Genomic DNA, 19815 nt, shown 5'->3' on the forward strand with positions numbered 1-19815 from the left:
GTCAGAACCGCGGCGCCGTCTGGCACCAGGACGCGTCGAAACCGGTCAGTGCGACGATCTCGTCCCCGGTCTTCATGTCGATGAGGTGCGTCTCGAGCTTCTCCGGCAGCGGCAGCAGCATCCCGTCGTAGGCGTTGTCCGCCATGTCCGGCGCGATCACCACCGCGGCGTACTGCCCGCTCGGCGACGCACAGGCCTGGAGGATCGAGTCGGCCGAACTCACCTCGACCAGCGGCGTGGCCGCGCCGGAGTCGTCGACGCGGATGACGGCCTGTCCCACCGGGAGGCCGCCCTCGTCCCTGGCGACGACGTGACGCAGCGTTCCGCCGGGGAACGGCGTGATGGAGGTCGCGGTGCCGTAGTCCGGCTCCGACGCGGCGAGCGGCTCCTCCGATCCGTCCGCCAGGTCGAGCTCCACCACCGATCCGTCCAGTCGCTCGACGATCGCGGTGTAGGTGCCGCGGGAGATGCCCTGGATCGTCGTGGCGAGACCGAGGGACTGCACGCCGGTGTCGGCCGACTGGTCCACGAGGGACAGCGCTCCGTCGAAGTCGATGAACAGGACGGCGGCGCTGTCCGGCACGAACTGCCACACGAAGACGCTCACCTGCTTGTCCCCGACCTCGATGATGCGGGGCTCGTCGTCGCCGCTCAACGACTGGGTGACGAGCACGCTCGCGCGCCCCTCGGTGTCGCTGAGCTCGCGATCGGAGTAGCTGTAGCCGACGAGGTTGCCCCGTTCGGACACCTGGATCGCGCCCACGTAGCCTTCTCCGGGGAGGGGGAGCTCGCGCTGGTCGGAGCCGTCCCTGTCCATCACGAGCAGCCGCGACTGGTCGTCATCCTCGACCGCGGCCACGAGCTGCGTGGACGTGGCCCGGAAGTCGTCGATCCGCGGGTGGGAGAACACCGGCTGCGCGTTCTCGCCGCTCAGGTCGGTGCGGAAGATGATGTCGTCGCCGTCGGGGTCGCGGCGCAGGAGGAAGATCGACGACGCCGGGGTCTCGAAGGATGTCGTCAGATCGGCGGCCGGTCCTCCTCCCGCACCCGTCACGTCGGAGACGGTCACCGTGTAGGTCGTGTCGTCGTCGAGGGGCACCGTGAAGCGCACGCCGACGCCCCGACCGGCGGCATCGACCGTGAACGGCACGGACGGCTCGACCGTGACCTGCTCGGGGTCGATGGCGGAGAGCGGCTGATTCGCCGTGAGGATGACGCGGCTCCCTGAGGATTCGATGGCCTGGGCGGCGTCGACCTGCACATCGGTCACCCGGGGGCCCTGGAGCAGGCTGACGATTCCGAGTCCGGTGCCGACGAGCACGAGCACTCCGACCACGGCACCGATCGTGACGAGGAAGCGGCGGCGGGACCACGGCGCGGGCGGAGGCGCATCGTCGTCGGCGGGGAGGTCGGTGGTCGGCGTCCAGCCCGGATCCGATGCATCTCCCGGTTCGCTGCTCGCCGCGGGGGTGGACGCCGGCCCCGCGGGGGTGAACACCGGCTCGGGCGCCTGCGGGATCGCGGGGACGCCGGCGGCCGCATCGGGAGCAGCGCGCTCCGCCGCCTCACGCTCCGCCGCCTCACGCTCCGCCGCCTCGCGCTCTGCCGCCTCACGCTCCGCCGCAGCTTCGCGATCGACGGCGGCCTGCTCGGCGGCGACCTCGGCGGCCATCCGCTCCACGGCCGCACGTTCCGCCGCGACCTGCTCCGCTTCAGCCTGCTCGGTGGCCGCGCGCTCTGCGGCCGTCTGCTCCTCGGCGGCGCGCTCCTCCGCTTCCCTGGCAGCGCGCAGCTCAGCGCGGGTCCGCGGGACGGCGGGCGGCTCCGGCCGCTCGTCGTCAGTACTCATACGGGTCCTTCGGCTCGTCGATCGCCACGACATCGGTCGGCTCGATGTGCAGGGAGCCGTTCTCATCCGCACGGACGGTCCCGGTGATCTCGACCCATTGTCCGGTCTTGTACGCGTCCGCGTCGACGCTCACCGGCAGCGCCGCCGTCTGGGCGTCGATGACGCAGTGGGTGATCACGAGCCGGGTGAGGTTGACGCCGTCGCCGTCGCCCGGCGTGACGAAGCCCTGCAACGTGACGTCGGCCCCGTCGTAGGCCGTGGTGTTCGTCGCGGCGGCGAAGACGCTCGCCCAGTCGCCCACGCCGAACGTCGACGTGTCCGCGACCCCGAGGGCGACCGTGTCGGCGCCGGCGAACAGTGCGGTCTCCTCCCCGGCGCGCGACATCGCGAGCTCGACCGAGAGCGAGGCGGGAGGCAGGACGAGTGCGGAGACGACGACCCCCGTCGCCACCACACCGCCGGCCAGAGCACCGACCCCGGCGAGGGTCCGGCGCGACGGGACGGAGGGGCGCTCGCTCTCCTCAGCGGAGGAGTGCTCCGACTCCGCAGATCGGGCGGAGGAGGGACCGTGGTCGTGCCCGTGATCCTCCTCCGCGCCCAGGGGCAGCGTGCACGACCAGACGGCTCCGGCGAGAGTGACCACGGCGGCAGCCGATGCGAACCACACCGACTCCGGGCTGATGTAGAGGCTGAGGCGGTCGGTCACCGCGAGGCCGAGGGTGACGACGGCGACGACGGAGGCCAGACCGATCCCCAGCCACCGGGTCGCGAGGGCGCGCGTGCGGACGGAGAGCTCAGGCAAGGACGTTCACCCCGATCCCGATCGCGAAGGCCGACGCCAGCACGACAGCGGTGATCCCGACGAGCGTCCGGGTGGTGAAGGTCGTGCGCATCAGCGCCAGCATCTTGATGTCGACGAGCGGCCCGACCAGGAGGAACGCCACGAGGGCCCCCGAGGAGAAGGTCGACGCGAACGACAGCGCGAAGAAGGCGTCGACATTGGAGCAGATCGCCACGACGATCGCGAGCAGCATCATCGCGACGATGGACAGCACGGGGTTGGCGCCGATCGTGAGCAGGACGTCGCGCGGGATGAGGACCTGCACGGCCCCCGCCAGCGCGGAGCCGATCACGAGCGCCGGCATCACGGCCCGCAGCTCGACGAGGAACTGCGTGAGGCTGCGGCGCACGGGAGTTCCCGGCTCGTGGGTCACGCGCTCGCACGTGTCGACGAAGCGCTGGGTGAGCAGCGACTCCGGCGAGGGGTGGCGGCTGTAGATCCAGCCGATGAGGTTCGCGATGAGGTAGCCACCGACGAGGCGGGCGACGAGGATGCCGCCGTCCCATCCGAACGCGGCGTGCGTCGTGAGGATCACGATCGGGTTCACGATCGGCGCCGCGATGAGGAAGGTCAGCGCTTCCGCGGGGGCGAGTCCGCGCATCATGAGTCCGCGGGCGAACGGGACGTTCCCGCACTCGCAGACCGGGATGAGCATGCCGAGCAGGGAGAGCACGGCGCGGCGGGCCCAGGCGCGGCGCGGGAGCCAGCGGTGGATGACGTCCGCCGGGAGCCAGACCTGCACCACGATCGACAGCAGCACGCCGAGCACCACGAACGGCAGCGCCTCGATCAGCACGCTGAGAGCGAGTGTCAGACCGTCCTGCGCGCGGGTGGGCAGCGAGGCGGGGAAGAGGGTGGGGAGGAAGGCGTCGATGAGGAACAGCGCCGCGACGATCACGACGCCGATGCCGACGGCGATCCACGTCGAGCGCGGCGAGGGCGCTCGACGGTGCGTGTGGCCCGGACGGGTGGCCGTTCGTGCCGGGGCGGTCACGCTGTCGCAGTCCTCTCGGCGTCGCGCTTGTTCGCGCAGGGGGTGCACAGTCCGAAGATGTCGACCACGTGCGCGGCCTCGGTGAAGCCGTGCAGGGCGGCCGTGCGGTGCGCCCACTGCTCCACGTCCTTCGCCTCGATCTCGACCGTGAGGCCGCAGGACCGGCAGATGAGGTGGTGGTGGTGGCCCTGGGTGGTGCACGCCCGGTAGAGCGCCTCCCCCTCGGGGCTCTGCAGCGAGTCGGCATCTCCGGCCGCCGCGAGTCCGGCGAGGGCGCGGTATACAGTGGCCAGGCCGATCCCCGTGTTGTCGTCGCGGAGCGTCGCGTGCAGGCTCTGTGCGCTCACGAAACCGCGCGCGTCGGCGAGCGCTTCGCGCACGCGTTCGCGCTGCCAGGTGTTCCGCTGAGCCATGCCATCGATTCTAGGCCGCCGGGATCGGCGAGGGCTGGGAGCGCCCCCACCGCGGATTCGAGTCGCCCGATTGGCGGCATCTGCGACCGAAATGGAGCGAAGTGCGCGACTCGAAAAGGGGTCAGACGCGGGTGACCCGGGAACGGACGCGCTGCACGATCCAGCACACGACGTAGATCGTGAAGGACAGGGTCGTGATGTAGGGGCTGACGGGCAGGGTGCCGGCGAGCGCGAGGAGGATGCCGCCGACGGCCGAGACGAACCCGAACAGCGCCGCCAGCACCGGCACCGCGACCGGGCCCGCCGTGATCCGCATGGCTGCGGCAGCGGGCGTCACCAGGAGCGCCATCACCAGCAGCGCGCCGATGATGTGCACGCTCACCGCGACGATGAGTCCCAGAAGCACCATGAACAGCAGGCTCACGGTGCGGGTGGGCACTCCGCGGGCTGCCGCCGACTCCGGATCGAGCGAGTCGAAGCGCAGCGGATTCCACATCACGAGCAGGCCGAGCAGCACCACGAGGCTGATGCCGACGAGCCAGCCGAGGTCGGGACTCGAGACCGACACGATCTGCCCCGTGAGGAGGCTGAACCGGTTGGCGCTGCGGCCGTCGTACAGCGACAGGAACAGGATGCCGAGACCGAGGCCGAACGGCATGAGCACGCCGACGATCGAGTTGCGGTCCCTGGCCTTGGCGCCGAGGACCCCGATGAGGATCGCCGCCACGAGGGCTCCGCCGAGTGAGCCGAGCACGACGCTGCCGCCGAACAGCAGCGCCGCCGCCGCTCCCGCGAAGGAGAGCTCGCTCACCCCGTGCACCGCGAACGCGAGATCGCGCTGCATGACGAACACCCCGATGAGACCGCCGACGAGCCCGAGCACGGCGCCCGCGATGATCGAGTTCGCGAGCAGGGCGACGAGCTCGCCATAGTCCTGGAAGGAGAAGATGTCGTCCCAGCCGACCATGGGGACGAGAGCGGACGGGACGGTCATGCGGCGCCCCCGTGCTCGTGGTCATGGTCGTGGTGCGGCTCCGCATCGGGGACGCCGACCACGACGAGCCGATCACCGGCGCGGAGCACGAACACCGGGGTGCCGTAGAGATCCGTCAGCACCCGGGTCTGCAGCACCTCCTCCGGGGTCCCGAGGAGGAACCGGCCGCCGGCGATGTAGAGGATGCGGTCGACGCGGTTCAGGATCGGGTTGACGTCGTGCGTGACGAAGAGCACGGCGGCTCCGCGCTCCCGACGCTGCCGATCGATGATGTCGGTGACGGCGACCTGGTTGGCGAGGTCGAGGTTCGACAGCGGCTCGTCGCAGAGGAGCAGCGCGGGTTCGTCGGCCAGCGCCTGCCCGACGCGGAGGCGCTGCTGCTCTCCGCCGGAGAGGAGGCCCACCCGGCGGTCCGCGTACGAGGTCGCCCCGACAGCGGCCAGCAGGGCGTCGACCTTCGCCCGGTCGCCACGGTGCGGGACCGGGAAGCCGAAGCGGCTGCCCTGCACGCCGAGGGCGACGAGATCACGGGCGCGCATGCTCGTGTCGGGAGCGAGCGAGCGCTGCTGAGGGATGTACCCGATGCGGGCGTTCCCGCGGTGCACGGGCTCGCCGGCCACGCGGATGCTGCCGCGCGAGAGGGGCTGGAGTCCCAGGATGCTGCGGAGGAGCGTCGTCTTCCCGGATCCCGATGGGCCGAGCACGGCGATGAACTCCCCGGGCTGCACCGAGAGGTCGAGTCCCGACCAGAGCTCGCGGTCGCCCCGCTGCAGGGCGCCGTCGGCGATCTCGAGGACCGGGCCGGTCTCCCTCGCGGGTCGCTGAGCCTGTGAACGGGCTCCGCTCACGACTGGACGGCGGCGGCGAGGCTCTGGATCGCGTCACTCATCCACTCAGAGTACGACGATCCGTCCTCGAGCAGCTCCGTGAACGCGACCACGGGCACCCCGGCGTCCTCCGCGGCCTTCTCCACGCGCTCCGTCTCCGCGCCGCCGGTCTGAGCGTTGGTGAGCACGGCGGTCACATCGCCGGACCCGACGACCTGCAGCGCCTCGAGCAGCACGGCGGGCGCGACATCACTGCCCTCCTCCACCGACTCCGCGAAGCCCTCGGGGGTGACGTCGGTGAGCCCGGCGGCCGTGGCCAGGTATCCGGGCAACGGCTCGGTCATGAACACCGTCGCACCGCTGGCATCCGCCTTGATCGCCTCGAGGTCGCCCTCGAAACCCTCCAGCTCCGCGACGAGCTCGTCCGCGTTCGTGCGGAACGTGTCGGCGCCGTCGGGGTCGATCTCGGTGAGCTCGTCGGCGATCGCGTCGACGACGTGGATCATCGTGTGCGGGTCGAACCAGACGTGCTCGTTGAAGCCCTCGATGTGGTCGTGGCCGGCGTGCTCGTCCTCGCCCTCGGCGTGCTCGTGATCGTGCGGCTCGTCCGTCGCCGCCTCGTCGTGATCGTGGTCCTCGCCCTCGTCGTGACCCTCGTTGCCCGGGTAGTCGTGCGAGAACTCCACCGCGGTGACGACGTGCGGGTCCTGCGCATCCTGCAGGAGGCTGTCGATGAACGCGTCGTAGCCGCCGCCGTTCTCCACCACGAGATCGGCCTTCTGCAGCGTGAGACGGTCGCGGGCACTCGCCTCGTAGGAGTGCGGGTCCTGGGTGACCGAGTCGATGATCGCGGTGACGTCGACGCGGTCCCCGCCGACCTGCGCGGCGATGTCGCCGTAGACGTTGGTGCTCGCGACGACCGTCACCGCGCTGTCATCCTCCGCCGCGCCCGGGGTGGTCGAGCATCCGGCCAGCGTGAGGGCGGCGACGGAGGCGAGCGTGAGGGCGAGGACGGGCTTCTTCATGATTCCCACTCTAAACACTAATGAGAACCATTATCAAACCGGTGTCCTCGCCCCGACTCTGCAGTCAGTCCGCGAGCGCCCCCGGGGCGATCCACGCCGTGGCCTCGCCCGGCAGCACGGAGCCGTCGAGGGGCACGGTCGACAGCACGGCATCGTCGGCCGCGGCGCCCAGATCGAACGGCGCGGTGCCGAAGTTCGTCACGACCTCCCACCCGTTCGGGCGGCGGAACCGCAGCACGTCCTCCCGACCCGTGTCGACCCACTCGAGCGTCTCCCCGGTCTGCAGCAGTCGCCGGAGACGCAGCGCCTCGCGGTACAGGTTGAGGGTCGAGCCGGGATCGGCGTCCTCCACCTCGACCGCGTACTCCGCGAACCAGGCAGGCTGCGGCAGGTGCGCGCCGGCCGCGCCGAAGCCGTATGAGCTGCCGGACGCCGTCCACGGCAGCGGCACGCGGCAGCCGTCGCGCCCGAGGCCGTCGAAGTCCGCGCCGCGGAAGAACCCGGGGTCCTGGCGCTGGTCGGGGGTGATGTCCGCGACCTCGTGCAGGCCGAGCTCCTCGCCCTGATAGAGGTAGGCGCTGCCGGGCAGGCCGAGCAGCAGCAGCGTCGCTGCGTGCGCCCGACGCAGACCGCCTTCCCGATCGAGTCCCTCCTCCGGGCCGCCCGCGCGCACCCACTCGGTTCCCTGCTTGACCGCGCGTCCGCGCAGCGGCGGCAGGCCGTAGCGGGTGGCGTGCCGGGTCACGTCGTGGTTCGAGAGCACCCAGGTCGTCGAGGATCCGGCGGCCTGCGCCTGGGCGAGGTTGTCGGCGATGATGCGCTGGAAGTCCGCCGCGTCGAAGTCGGCGACGAGCAGGTCGAAGTTGAACGCCTGTCCGAGCCCCTCTGCGGAGGCGTACTTCGCGCGGCGCTCCGGGGTCTCGACCCACGCCTCCGCGACCGCGGTGCGGGGCGGGTCGTACTCGTTGAAGACCGCGCGCCACTGGGCGTAGATCTCGTGCACGTCGTCGCGGTCGATCATCGGGTGCGTGCCGGAGGTGCGGTCCATCGCGTCGAGCTCGGCACGCGACGGCAGTGGCTCGGTGAGGTCCTTCGTCAGCATGTGGGCCACATCGATGCGGAACCCGTCCACGCCGCGGTCCGACCAGAAGCGGAGCGTTGTGAGGAAGTCCTCGCGCACCTCGGGGTGGTCCCAGTTGAGGTCGGGCTGCTCGACGGCGAAGTTGTGCAGGTACCACTGGCCGTCCGCGACGCGCTCCCAGGCGCTGCCGCCGAAGACCGAGACCCAGTCGGTGGGCGGCTCCGCGCCGTCGGGACCGGTGCCCTCGCGGAAGATGTAGCGCTCCCGGGCGGCCGAGCCGCGGCCGGCAGCCAGCGCCTCCTGGAACCAGGCGTGCTGGTCGGAGGTGTGGTTGGGGACGATGTCGACGACGACGCGGATGCCCCGCGCGTGCAGCGCCTCGACCATGGCGTCGAAGTCGTCGAGGGTACCGAGGCGGGGGTCGACGTCCCGGTAGTCCGCCACGTCGTACCCGCCGTCGGCGAGCTCCGACGGGTAGAACGGGCTCAGCCACACCGCGTCGATGCCGAGCTCGGCGAGGTAGTCGGCGCGCGACACGATGCCGGGGATGTCGCCGAGGCCGTCGCCGTCGGCGTCCGCGAAGCTCCGCGGATAGATCTGGTACACGGCGGCCTGACGCCACCAGGTCGCGGTCTTGTCGTCTTCGCGGGTCGCGGTGAGCAGCGAATCGGTCATGAGGAAGAGGCTCTCCTTGTTTCTTGCGGGGGTCGGGTCAGCCCTTGACGGCACCCTGCGCGACACCCTCCATCACCCAGCGCTGAGTGAAGAGATAGGCGACGATCGCGGGCGCCATGGCCATCAGGTACGAGGCGAAGGCGACGTTGTAGTTGTTGCTGAACTGGTTCTGGAAGAGGTTCTGCCGCACCGGGAGCGTCTGCAGCGCCGGGTCGGAGATGATCAGCGACGGCATCATGAAGTCGTTCCAGGCGTAGAGGAAGGCGAAGATGCCGACCGTGGCGCTCATCGGCGCGAGCAGCGGGAAGATGAGCCGCCAGAACGTCTGCCAGGTCGTGGCGCCGTCGATCCGCGCGCTCTCCTCCAGCTCGATCGGGATCGAGCGCAGGAAGGCCGTGAACAGCAGCACGCTGAAGCTGAGCTGGAACATCGTGGCGAGGATGATCACGCCGAACGGGTTGTCGAGGCCGACGCGTCCGGTGAGCTGGATCTGCGGAAGTGCCACGACGGGGAACGGGATGAACATCGCCGCCAGCAGGTAGAAGAAGGAGTACCGGAACAGCCGGCGGTCCCAGTTGCGCACGATCGCGTACGACGCGAAGGCCGCGAGGACGATCGTCGCGATGACCGTCCCTGCCGTGACGAGCAGCGAGATCGCGGCGCCGACCGGGAACTTCGTCAGCGTCCACGCTTGCACGAAGCCGTCGATGCTGAACGGCGCCGGCAGCGAGAACGCGTTGCCGTCGACCGCCTGCCCGGTGGTCTTGAACGCCATCGAGATCGTCACGTACAGCGGGATGAGGATCGTCGCCGTGCACAGGATCAGGATGATGGTGCCCGACCAGTTGACGCGCTCCATCTTCTGCCGCTTCCGGCGTCCGTCCGCGGGGATGGTGGTGAGGGTCTCCGTCGACATCAGAACGTGTTCCTTCCGCGGGTCAGCGAGAGCTGGAGGACGGAGATGAGCACGGCCACGATGAAGAAGATCGTGGCGTTGGCCATCTGGTAGGCGTAGTCGCCGCCGTTGAAGCCCGCGATGATCGTCATCGCGACGCTGCGGGTGGCGGTGCCCGGGCCGCCGTTGGTGAGGCCGACGATGATGTCGTAGGCGTTGAGGAAGCCCTTGAAGCCGAGGATCACGTTGATGACGACGTATCCGGCGACGAGGGGGATCGTGATGCGGGTCAGCTGCTGCGTGCGGCTGGCGCCGTCGATGCTCGCCGCCTCGTACACCTCGCCCGGCACCGACAGGAGTCCGGCGATATAGATGAGGAGCGTGCCGGGGACCGCCTGCCAGGCGGTGACGATCACGATCGCGACCCAGGCGAGGTCGGGGTTGGCGAGCAGGCTCGTCTCCAGCCACGGGATGCCGGTGGCCGCGCCCGCCGCGGGGATCGAGTTCGAGAACAGGAAGTTGAAGACGTAGGCGATGATGATGCCCGAGATCACCATCGGGATCACGAAGATCGTCCGCAGCCCCGTCTTGAACCGGATGCGGGAGGTGAGGCCGACCGCCAGCAGGAACGCGATGACGTTGACGACGATCACTGTCGCGATCGAGAACCCGAAGGTGAAGAGATAGCTCTGCAGGATCGCCGGGTCGCTGAACAGCGCGATGTAGTTCGTCAGCCCGTTGAAGCTCCATTCGCCGATGCCGATCGAGTCGGTGAAGCTGAAGAAGATGCCGATGACGCCGGGAACGGTGATCGCGAGCGTGAAGATCACCAGGGTCGGCAGCAGGAACAGGTAGTAGATCGGCTCGACGCGGCGCGTGTGGCGGCGGATCTTCCGCTGCTCGCCGGTGACGATGGCGGTCGTGCTGGTGCTCATGGCGCGGACTCCTCTGTCTCGCCCGATGCGGAATCCTCGGAACTCGGGATCGGGGCGCGGAAGGCGATGCGGGCCCAGTCCGCGTCCATGGTGCGGAGGATGGAGGACGGGTCGGCGCCGAGCACCATGGCCTGCGCGTAGTTGTTCATCGGCAGCGTCTTCGGGACGAGGACCGAGGGGCCCTGGTAGATCCGCCCCTCGTCGTAGTACTCGATCATGCCCTCGATACGCGGGTCGTCCGGCGGTGCCGCGTCCGTCGTCGGGGTGAACCCGAGCTGCGAGGCGTTGTACTCCTCGATGTTCTCCGGGAGGTAGAGGTACTCCAGGAAGTCGCGCGCGGCCTCCTGGTGCTGCGACTCCTCGGGGATCATGACCGCGAGGTCCATGTTCACCCGGACGGCGAGGTCGCCCGGATCGTCGGTCATGGGCAGCGGGAAGGTGCCGAGGTCGAGGTCGGGGTCGGTCTTGGCGATCTCGCTGAACGCCCACGGCCCCTGGAGGTACATCGCGGCCTCCCCCTTCGCGAAGGCGAGGTTGCCGTCTCCGTACGCCCGGCTCGCCGCATCCTCGTTCGTGTACTCGTTCGCGAGCACCATCATCCGGTCCATCGGTTCCGCGAAGTCCTTCTCGAAGGAGACCTCCGAGTCCGGGCCCACCTCTGTGCCCTCGGCGGCGAGCGCGTCGAAGAAAGCCAGCACGTCCAGCGAGCCACCGGCCGCGTAGTCGTACCAGCCCTGCGCGACGGTCCAGTCGTCCTTGAACGTGGCGTAGAACGGGTCGATCCCGGCCTCGCGGAGGCTGTCGCTGACGGCGAGGAGCTCGTCCCAGGTCTGCGGCACCTCGAGGCCCTGCTCCGCGAAGATCTGCGTGTTGTAGATGACCGAGGCGGCCATGACCGAGTACGGCAGGGCGCTGGTGCGCCCCTCGCAGGAGCCGTACTGGTCCATCAATGGCTGCAGGTCCTCACGGATGCCGGCGGCGGCCTCCGTGTCGGAGAGGTCGGTGAGCGCGCACCGCTGCACGAACCGGGCGACCTCGTAGTTGTAGTTGGCGAGCATGATGTCGGGCGGGTTCCCGCGGACGAAGCTCGCCGAGACGACGTCGACGCCGGAGGTGTCGATCTCCACCCGGACGTCGTCCTGCGACGCGTTGTACTCCGCGACGAGCTCCGTCATGAACGGGATGGCCTCGCGCTTGCTGAACGTGAAGCGGATCGTCTCCGCTCCCCCGCCGGCGGCACAGCTCGTGAGCGCCGCGCCGGTCAGCACGAGGCCGAGCGCTCCGGCGGTCCAGCGCACCGCCCGTGATCGTGTGGCAGACACCGTCGTCCTTTCGTAGATCCGCGGAATAAATCTAGTGAGCGAATTTAGTCCGTCTAGAGGTACTGTCTCATCTGGGCGACAGGAAGGTCAAGGGGAGTGACAGAGGTCTCGACGGGACTCGGCACCGGCCGCGCGAGTGTGAGCGCGGTGCTCGACTTCGCCTGGACGGCCGGCGAGTTCACCGCCACCGAGGCCATGGCCGGCACCTCGCTCACGCGCTCGACCACCATCGACGCGATCGACACCCTCGTCACCGCGGAGGTGCTGCGCGAGCTGCCCAACGCCCGCGCCATCGGCGATTACCGCTCCGGGCGCCCCGCGCGCCGCTTCGCCCTCGCGGCAGACCTCGGCGTGGTGATGGGCATCGACGCCGGCGACACCCATCTCGCCGTCACCGTCGCGGATCTGCTCGATCGCACGCTCGTGCACCATCGCGTGGAGGTCGACCCCGCACAGAGCGTCGAGGACCGCCGGGCGACGATCCTGCGGCACCTCACCGCCGCGCGCGACGAGGCCGGGGTGCCCGCGGAGCGCGTGCTCGCGGTGTGCGCCGGCGTCGCCGCCCCCGTCAACCGCGACGGCATCTCGCCCCCGCACCCCGACGGCTTCTGGGAGCGCACGAACCCCGGGCTCGCGGAGGCCCTGCGCGACTGGGCCCCGGTGGTCGAGGTGAAGAACGACGCCCAGCTCGCCGCGATCGCCGAGGGGACGCTCGGGGTGGCCGTCGACTGCCGCGACTACGTGGCCCTGCTCGCCAGTGAGCGCTTCGGCGGCGGCGTCGTCGTCGACGGGCACGTGCTGCATGGCGCCCACGGCGGCGTCGGCGAGGGCGTGGTGTTCGATCACATCATCGGTGTCGGCTCGGCGGTGGGCCTCCGGCACGCCGTGGAGGAGCAGGCTCGGAGCGCCGTCGAGGAAGGGGGCGCTGCCGCAGACGGAATCCTCGGACGGCTCGTGGCGGACGGGCCGGTCGATCCGCGGCTGGTGCTGACCCTCGCCGCCTCCGGAGACGCCGACGCCCTGCGCGTCGCCGAGCGCGTGGGGGCCACTCTCGCCCGCGTCGTCGGGGTGCTCGGCAGCATGTACGACCCGGCCCGCGTGATCGTCTGCGGGGCCGTGGCGGAGAGCATCGAGCCTGTGCTGGCCGCCGCCCGCCGGATCCTCCCGGACGAGCTGCACCTGCCCGCACCCGAGATCCTCGCCTCCACACTCGGCGCGGAGGTCGTGTCGGCCGGCGCGATCGCGACCGCCCGGAGGGCTGCCAGGGAGCGTGCCGTCCCCCGCCTCGCGGAACAGCGTCTCACCGCCTGACCCCCTCTTGCGTCAGCCGCCCCCTCCCCTCGCGACCCGCCCTCTCTCGCGAGAACAGGCAAGCGCGCGAGTTCAGGCTCTCTCGCCCCTGGCAGCCTGTTCCCGCGCGAACGCCTGTCCCGCCAGCCTGTCGCGAGAACAGGCCCCCGCGCGAACTCAGGCGAACGCGGGAGTTCAGGCTCTCCCCCATTCCAGAGCCTGTTCCCGCGCGAACGCCTGTGTCGTGGGACGCGGATGCCGATCGCGGTCAGGACAGTGTCGGCGGAATACCGAAGAGAGTGTGGAAGGCGGCCGCGCCGGCGGGAGAGACCATCACGGCACGCGAGGTCTGCTGAGGGTGGATCCAGCCTCGGTCGCGCGCGGCGCGGAGGAGGACGGCGCCGAGGTGACCCGAGAGATGCGAGCGCCGTTCCGTCCAGTCGAGGCAGCTCCGCACAAGAGGACGACGAGACGACGGCACCAACGCGTCCGGCCCCGCGATGCTCTCGAACAGGTCGCGCCCCGTCGCGGTCACCGTCAGGTCCGGCGTGAGGTGCCCCCGCTCGACGAGGGCGTCGAAGAGGGCGACCCCCAGGCGACCGGCGAGGTGGTCGTAGCAGGTGCGGGCCAGGGCCATGCCGTCTCGCGCCGTCGCCGAACGGAGGCTCGAGACCGGAGCCGCCTTCCCGGCGTACGCCGTCGCGGCCTCGATGATGTGCGCGGCATCGGGGGACGCGAGCGTGACATAGGAGTGCCGCCCCTGTCGGCGGAGCGCGACGAGCCGGACGTCGAGGAGCGTCGTCAGATGCTCCGACGCCGTCGACCTCGACACCCCAGCGGCACGCGCGAGCTCGCCGGCCGTCCATGCCCGGCCGTCGAGGAGCGCCAGACACATCTGCACCCGGGTCGGGCTGCTGAGCGCGTGTCCCAGCTGGGACACGGACGAGGGATCGACGATCACGCCACGACGGGGTCGTCGAGGAGCGGCGCGCGGAAGTTGGAGCCGACCCGAGGCCCCTGGGCGAAGTAATGGCGGAAGGCGTAGGACAGAGGGTCCCACTTGTCCGTGTCGATGCGGTCGGGTCCGTACGCCTTCAAGATGTCCTCGTGCACGTGGACCTGCAGGACCTCGGCTTCGACCGCCAGCGCGTCGCCGCCGTCGATCGGGGTGATCTGGGCCACGCGCGCTTCGATCTGCACCGGGCATTCCGCGATCCGGAACGGGATCACCGCCTCCGACGGCACAGGGGTGAAGCCCCCGAGACTCCATTTGTCCGGCTCATGCCGGTACGCGGGAACCTTCTCGGCGGGAACCGGCGAGCGACCGGTGGTCGGCGCGATCGCCTCCACGGCGTGCACGAGGTCGGCGGAGGGGAGGTTGATGACGAGGTCCCTGACCCGTCCGATGTTCGCGGCCGCCTGCCCCTCGGCACCGAGCCCGAGCATGTACCGCGTCCCCAGCGCCCATGCGGACGAGATCGGGCTGATGTTCGACGACCCGTCGGGGTTGACGGTGGTGATCAGCGCGACAGGAGTCCCGAAGTACAACACCGGCAGGTCGACGCTCCGCGTGGTTCTCATCCGTCCATTCTCGCCACCCGATCGTTCGGGCCGCGCCGAACCGTAGCCTGCTCAGTCCACCAGGAGCGCGGGCTCCTCGAGGATGGAGGCGACGTCGGCGATGAAGCGGCTCATGCCGTCGCCGTCGATCACGCGGTGGTCGAACGAGCCGGCGACCGTGGTCACCCAGCGCGGGCGCACCTCGCCGTCGACGACCCAGGGCTTCTGGCTGATCGTGCCCATGGCGACGATGCCGGCCTCGCCCGGGTTGATGATCGGAGTGCCCGCGTCCATCCCGAACACGCCGATGTTCGTGATGGTGATCGTGCCGTTCTGCTGATCGGCCGGCGGGGTCTTGCCCTCGCGCGCTGTCAGCGTGAGCCGGTTCAGGGCGCGGGCGAGATCCTTCATGCTGAGGTCCTGGGCGTCCTTGATGTTCGGCACGAGCAGACCCCGGGGCGTGGCGGCGGCGATGCCGAGGTTCACGTAGTGGCGCACGGCGATCTCGGCCCCGGCCTCGGTGTCGATCCAGGCCGCGTTGACCATCGGCGTCCGGCGCACCGCCCAGATCACCGCGCGAGCCATGATGAGCAGCGGCGAGACCTTGATGTCGGCGTAGTCCGGCGAGGCCTTGAGGCGCTTGACGAGTTCCATCGTGCGGGTGGCGTCGATCTCCTTCCACACCGTCACGTGCGGGGCGGAGTACGCGCTCTGCACCATCGCCGACGACGTCGCCTTGCGCACGCCCTTCACGGGGATGGACTCGGTACGGTCGTCGCCGGCCGCCGACGGGCGCACCGGTGCGAGGCCGCGAGCCAGGCCGGACGGGGCCTGCGGCGCGGGCACCGTCTCCTCGCGCACGCTCCCCCACTCCGGGGTCTCGATGTTGCGGAAGACGCTCGCCTGCGAGGCGTGCTTCATGACGTCGTCGCGGGTGACCTCGCCGTCGGCACCCGTGGGCGTCACGCTCGTGAGGTCGACGCCGAGGTCGCGGGCGAGCTTGCGGATCGGCGGCTTCGCGATCACGCCGACCGACGACCGCACGGGGCGCTCGGCCGGGCGCTTGCGCCGCGAGGTCGCGCCGCTTCCGGAGCCGTAGCCGACGAGCACCGACCCGCCGCCCTCCTCGGGCGCGGGCGCCTCCGCCGTCGCGACGGTGCCGGGCGCCACCGAACCGTTCCCCGAGCCCGCCGCAGGGTCGGTCACGAAGGTGATGATCGGGGTGCCGACCTCGACCGTCGCCCCCTCGTCGACGAGCAGCTCGCCGACCACGCCCGCGTGCGGGGAGGGCAGCTCGACCAGGGACTTCGCGGTCTCGATCTCGCAGATGACGTCATTGATGGCGACCCGGTCACCCGGCGCCACCTTCCACGCGACGATCTCGGCCTCGGTCAGCCCTTCGCCGACGTCCGGAAGGGGGAAGTTCTGCGTGCTCATGCGGAGTCCTTTCGTGGGCCGCGTTCATAACTCAGGAGACTCGAACCGGTGCGCCCCCCTGCGCCCGCGCTGGACGGGTGAAGGAGGCGGTTGTCCTGAGTTGTGAACATGGAACGTCGGTGTCAGTAGGCCAGGGAGCGGTCGACGGCTTCGAGGATGCGATCGGCGTCCGGCAGGTACGCGCCCTCGAGCTTCGCGGGCGGGAACGGGGTGTCGTAGCCGGAGACGCGCAGCACCGGAGCCTCGAGGGCGTAGAACGCGCGCTCCATGACGGTCGCGGCGATCTCGCTGCCGAGGCTCGTGAATCCCGGAGCCTCCTGCGCGTAGACCATGCGGCCCGTCTTGCGTACCGACCCGAGGATCGGCTCGTAGTCCACCGGCGACAGCGAGCGCACGTCGACGACCTCGCAGCTCGTGCCCTCGGACTCGGCGAGGGCGGCGGCCTGGAGCAGCGTCGTCACCATGGCGCCGTGTCCGACGAGGGTCACGTCCGTCCCGGTCCGCACCACCCGCGAGGAGTGCAGCGGGACGGCGGGAGCGTCGAGCTCGACCTCGCCCTTCGGCCAGTACCGGCTCTTCGGCTCCAGGAAGATCACCGGGTCGTCCGACGCGATGGCCTCCTGGATCATCCAGTAGGCGTCGTTCGCGGTGGACGGCGACACCACGCGCAGACCGGGGGTGTGCGTGAAGTACGCCTCCGGGCTCTCCTGGTGGTGCTCGACCGCCCCGATGTGCCCGCCGTACGGGATGCGGATCACGACGGGCAGCCGCAGCGACCCCTCGTGCCGGTTGGTGAGCTTGGCGAGCTGGGTGGTGATCTGGTCGAACGCGGGGAAGACGAAGCCGTCGAACTGGATCTCGACGACGGGACGGAACCCGGCCATCGCGAGGCCGATCGCGGTGCCGACCAGGGCCGACTCCGCGAGCGGGGTGTCCAGCACACGCTGCTCCCCGAAGTCGCCCTGCAGGTGCTCGGTGATGCGGAACACGCCGCCGAGCTTGCCGATGTCCTCGCCCATGAGGAGGACCTTCGGGTCGTCCTTCATCGCCTTGCGCATTCCGGCGTTCAGCGCCTTGCCCAGCGGCATGGTCTCCCGGGTCATTGGCCCTCTCCTTCGAACGACGCCTCGTAGCGGGCGCGCCAGGCTTTCTGCTCCTCGATCAGCGGATGCGGCTCGCTGTACACGTGGTCGAACATGAGGTCGGCGCGGGGCGGCCCGAGCTGCACGGTGCGGGCGCGGAGGTCTTCCGCGGCGTCGACGGCCTCGGCGTCGACCTCGGCGAAGAAGCCCTCCTCGGCGCCGCGGTTCTCCAGGAACGCGCGCATCCGGACGATCGGGTCGCGCCCGGCCCACGCGAGCTCCTCGTCGTCGCCGCGGTACTTCGTGGGGTCGTCGCTGGTCGTGTGCGCGCCGAGCCGGTAGGTCACGGCCTCGATGGCGCGAGGGCCGCCGCCGCCGCGCGCCTCGTCGAGGGCCACGCGGGACACCGCGTAGCTGGCGAGGACGTCGTTGCCGTCCACGCGGACGCTGGGGATGCCGTACCCGGCGCTGCGCTGCACGAGCGGCACCCGGGACTGCGTGGTGACGGGGACCGAGATGGCCCAGTGGTTGTTCTGCAGGAAGAACAGCGTCGGGGCCCGGTAGCTGGCCGCGAACACCATCGCCTCATGCACATCGCCCTGACTGGAGGCCCCGTCGCCGTAGTACACGACGACCGCCTCGTCGCGCTCGGGGTCACCGGTGCCGGTGCGGCCGTCGAAGGTGAGACCCATGGCATAGCCGGCGGCGTGCAGCACCTGGGAGCCGAGCACGAGCGTGTAGAGGCGGGTGTTGCCGTTCTTCGGGTCGGTCGGGTCCCAGCCGCCGTGGGAGACGCCCCGCATGAGCTTGATGATGTCGACCGGGTCCACGCCGCGGATCCGGGTGACGGCGTGCTCGCGGTACGAGGGGAAGATCGTGTCCTGCGCGCGGGCGGCCCGACCGGAGCCGACCTGCGCCGCCTCCTGTCCGCGGCTCGGCGGCCACAGGGCGAGCTGGCCCTGGCGCTGCAGGTTGGTGGCCTGGGTGTCGATCGCGCGGATGCCCACCATGTCGCGGTAGAACTGCGCGAGCTGGTCGTCGGGGATGGCCTCGATGAGCGGCAGGTACTGCTCCGCGGCCGGCGTCGGGGCGACCTTTCCGGTCTCGTCCAGGACGCGCACGAGGGGGGTCTCAGAGGTGCTCACGGCCCCCACGCTACCCGCGACGGCATGCCGGGTCACGCATACCTAGGACGCCCTCGCATCTCCCCGGAACCCCGAGATTCCGCGGTTCGCCGGGCGGCGTCGCGCTCAGCGGAGGGTTGCGGCGACCTCCAGCACACGGGTGACGGCCGCCTCCTCGCCGACGGAGATCCGGATGCCGTCGCCGGAGAAAGGGCGCACGATCAGGTCGGCGTCGACGAACGCCGCCGCGACCTCGTCCGTACGCGCGCCGGTCGGCAGCCAGACGAAGTTGCCCTGGGCGTCCGGCACCTCCCAGCCCTGCGCGCGGAGCCCCTCGACGAGACGGGCGCGGCGTTCGACGATCACGGCGACGCGCTCGAGGAGCTCGGCTTCGGCGTCGAGGCTCGCGATGGCGGCGTTCTCGGCCGCGGATGTCACCGACAGCGGGATGCCGGTCGTCCGCGCCGCGTCGAGCACCTTCTCGTGGCCGATCGCGTAGCCGACCCGGAGCCCGGCCAGACCGTAGGCCTTGGAGAACGTGCGGAGGACGACCACGTTCGGGTGCGCCTCGAAGACGCGCTCGGCCAGGCCGTCGACGGCGTCGGGGGCGGTGACGAACTCCGCGTAGGCCTCGTCGAGGATGATGAGCACGTCAGAGGGCACGCGATCCACGAACGCAGCGAACTCGGCAGAGGTGATGATCGGGCCGGTCGGGTTGTTCGGCGTGCAGACGATGATCGCGCGCGTGCGGTCGGTCACGGCGTCGGCCATCGCATCGAGGTCGTGACGGGAGTCGGCGGTCAGCGGCACCTGCACCCCGGTCGCCCCGGCGACGAGCGGCAGGCTCGGGTACGCCTCGAACGACCGCCAGGCGTAGACGACCTCGTCGCCGACCGACGCGGTGGCGAGAACGAGCTGATGCAGGATCGCGACGCTGCCGGAGGCGACGTGGACCTGCTCGGGCTCGACCCCGTAGCGGGCTCCGAGCCGCGCACGCAGGCGGCCGGCCGTGGCATCGGGATAGCGGTTGATCGGCGTCGTGTGCTGCAGCGCCTCGACGACCGAGGGCAGCGGATCGAACGGATTCTCGTTGCTGGAGAGCTTGAAGGCCTCGGGACCGGCCTGCTTGCCCTGGCGGTACGGCGCGAGGGAGGCGATGGCGGGACGGATGCGGGGCAGGGTCGGCTCGGTCACGCGTCGAGTCTAGGACGTGTGTCCCGCCACCCTTTCGAGGCCGAGGGTGCGGTGATACCATTCTGGTATGGCTATGACGGTGCGACTCCCTGCGGAACTCGATGCACGGCTGGAAGACATCGCACGAGCCCGGCACGTCTCCAAGCACGCCGTGATCATCGAGGCGGCCACCCGGTTCGCGAACAGCGAGTCCAAGACCGATCGAGTCCTGGCGCTCGCGGACGAGGTGACCGAACGCTACGGCGACGCCATCACGCGCCTCGAGGACGCCTGATCG

Annotated in this window: 19 protein-coding genes; 2 read left to right on the plus strand and 17 right to left on the minus strand. The window is 70.6% G+C overall.

The genetic code is table 11. The features are described 5' to 3' along the window. Position 1 precedes the first annotated feature (1 nt). The 11 genes from AB0310_RS09305 to AB0310_RS09355 form a co-directional block, all read right to left on the minus strand. Positions 2 to 1849: an Ig-like domain-containing domain gene (locus AB0310_RS09305; protein ID WP_280613442.1), complete on the minus strand. Its 1848-nt coding sequence runs from the start codon at positions 1847 to 1849 to the stop codon at positions 2 to 4. Continuing rightward, positions 1839 to 2651 carry a TIGR03943 family putative permease subunit gene (locus AB0310_RS09310; RefSeq protein WP_187662685.1) on the minus strand — a complete coding sequence of 271 codons (813 nt, stop codon included), beginning with the start codon at positions 2649 to 2651 and terminating at the stop codon, positions 1839 to 1841. The genes AB0310_RS09305 and AB0310_RS09310 overlap by 11 nt, the downstream gene beginning before the upstream one ends. Next, a complete protein-coding gene (locus AB0310_RS09315; protein ID WP_187662686.1) occupies positions 2644 to 3684 on the minus strand; it encodes a permease in 1041 nt (346 codons plus the stop codon). Before AB0310_RS09315 ends, AB0310_RS09310 begins: the two co-directional genes overlap by 8 nt. Continuing rightward, positions 3681 to 4097: a Fur family transcriptional regulator gene (locus AB0310_RS09320; protein WP_187662687.1), complete on the minus strand. Its 417-nt coding sequence runs from the start codon at positions 4095 to 4097 to the stop codon at positions 3681 to 3683. The genes AB0310_RS09315 and AB0310_RS09320 overlap by 4 nt, the downstream gene beginning before the upstream one ends. A gap of 121 nt (positions 4098 to 4218) precedes the next feature. Next, a complete protein-coding gene (locus AB0310_RS09325) occupies positions 4219 to 5091 on the minus strand; it encodes a metal ABC transporter permease (protein ID WP_419181691.1) in 873 nt (290 codons plus the stop codon). Next, positions 5088 to 5939 (minus strand): metal ABC transporter ATP-binding protein, encoded by an 852-nt coding sequence (locus AB0310_RS09330; RefSeq protein ID WP_370428263.1) that lies wholly within the window; start codon positions 5937 to 5939, stop codon positions 5088 to 5090. Before AB0310_RS09330 ends, AB0310_RS09325 begins: the two co-directional genes overlap by 4 nt. Next, positions 5936 to 6943 carry a metal ABC transporter substrate-binding protein gene (locus AB0310_RS09335; protein WP_366237084.1) on the minus strand — a complete coding sequence of 336 codons (1008 nt, stop codon included), beginning with the start codon at positions 6941 to 6943 and terminating at the stop codon, positions 5936 to 5938. Before AB0310_RS09335 ends, AB0310_RS09330 begins: the two co-directional genes overlap by 4 nt. A 64-nt stretch (positions 6944 to 7007) precedes the next feature. Beyond that, on the minus strand, positions 7008 to 8699 hold the full coding sequence (locus tag AB0310_RS09340) for a glycoside hydrolase family 13 protein (RefSeq protein WP_366237085.1): 1692 nt from the start codon (positions 8697 to 8699) through the stop codon (positions 7008 to 7010). Positions 8700 to 8736: 37 nt separating this feature from the next. Then, positions 8737 to 9615: a carbohydrate ABC transporter permease gene (locus tag AB0310_RS09345; RefSeq protein ID WP_366237086.1), complete on the minus strand. Its 879-nt coding sequence runs from the start codon at positions 9613 to 9615 to the stop codon at positions 8737 to 8739. Next, positions 9615 to 10529, minus strand: coding sequence for a carbohydrate ABC transporter permease (locus AB0310_RS09350; protein WP_101848001.1), 915 nt, complete (start codon positions 10527 to 10529; stop codon positions 9615 to 9617). The genes AB0310_RS09345 and AB0310_RS09350 overlap by 1 nt, the downstream gene beginning before the upstream one ends. After that, on the minus strand, positions 10526 to 11851 hold the full coding sequence (locus AB0310_RS09355; protein WP_259952563.1) for an ABC transporter substrate-binding protein: 1326 nt from the start codon (positions 11849 to 11851) through the stop codon (positions 10526 to 10528). The genes AB0310_RS09350 and AB0310_RS09355 overlap by 4 nt, the downstream gene beginning before the upstream one ends. 96 nt (positions 11852 to 11947) lie before the next feature. On the opposite strand from AB0310_RS09355, the gene AB0310_RS09360 reads away from it, so the two are divergent. After that, positions 11948 to 13162: an ROK family protein gene (locus tag AB0310_RS09360; protein WP_366237087.1), complete on the plus strand. Its 1215-nt coding sequence runs from the start codon at positions 11948 to 11950 to the stop codon at positions 13160 to 13162. A 247-nt stretch (positions 13163 to 13409) separates the two neighbouring features. Here the strand turns inward: AB0310_RS09360 and AB0310_RS09365 are convergent, their stop codons facing one another. From AB0310_RS09365 to AB0310_RS09390, 6 genes are all read right to left on the minus strand, one after another. Continuing rightward, positions 13410 to 14081, minus strand: a complete 672-nt coding sequence (locus AB0310_RS09365; RefSeq protein ID WP_366237088.1) for an ArsR/SmtB family transcription factor — start codon at positions 14079 to 14081, stop codon at positions 13410 to 13412. Positions 14082 to 14098: 17 nt separating this feature from the next. Then, on the minus strand, positions 14099 to 14722 hold the full coding sequence (locus AB0310_RS09370; protein ID WP_366237089.1) for a flavin reductase family protein: 624 nt from the start codon (positions 14720 to 14722) through the stop codon (positions 14099 to 14101). 51 nt (positions 14723 to 14773) lie between these two features. Further along, positions 14774 to 16138, minus strand: a complete 1365-nt coding sequence (locus AB0310_RS09375) for a dihydrolipoamide acetyltransferase family protein (RefSeq protein WP_268776921.1) — start codon at positions 16136 to 16138, stop codon at positions 14774 to 14776. A gap of 122 nt (positions 16139 to 16260) precedes the next feature. Then, on the minus strand, positions 16261 to 17241 hold the full coding sequence (locus AB0310_RS09380; RefSeq protein ID WP_366237090.1) for an alpha-ketoacid dehydrogenase subunit beta: 981 nt from the start codon (positions 17239 to 17241) through the stop codon (positions 16261 to 16263). Then, complete coding sequence (locus AB0310_RS09385) at positions 17238 to 18365, minus strand: thiamine pyrophosphate-dependent dehydrogenase E1 component subunit alpha (RefSeq protein WP_366237091.1); 1128 nt, start codon at positions 18363 to 18365, stop codon at positions 17238 to 17240. Before AB0310_RS09385 ends, AB0310_RS09380 begins: the two co-directional genes overlap by 4 nt. A gap of 105 nt (positions 18366 to 18470) precedes the next feature. Then, a complete protein-coding gene (locus tag AB0310_RS09390) occupies positions 18471 to 19538 on the minus strand; it encodes a histidinol-phosphate transaminase (RefSeq protein ID WP_187662694.1) in 1068 nt (355 codons plus the stop codon). A 67-nt stretch (positions 19539 to 19605) separates the two neighbouring features. On the opposite strand from AB0310_RS09390, the gene AB0310_RS09395 reads away from it, so the two are divergent. Continuing rightward, the gene (locus AB0310_RS09395; RefSeq protein ID WP_101847995.1) at positions 19606 to 19812 is read left to right on the plus strand and encodes a ribbon-helix-helix protein, CopG family; all 207 of its coding nucleotides are present in this window, start codon (positions 19606 to 19608) and stop codon (positions 19810 to 19812) included. The last annotated feature ends 3 nt before the right edge of the window (positions 19813 to 19815 follow it).

The organism is Microbacterium meiriae, from assembly GCF_040702565.1.
Classification (GTDB): domain Bacteria; phylum Actinomycetota; class Actinomycetes; order Actinomycetales; family Microbacteriaceae; genus Microbacterium; species Microbacterium meiriae.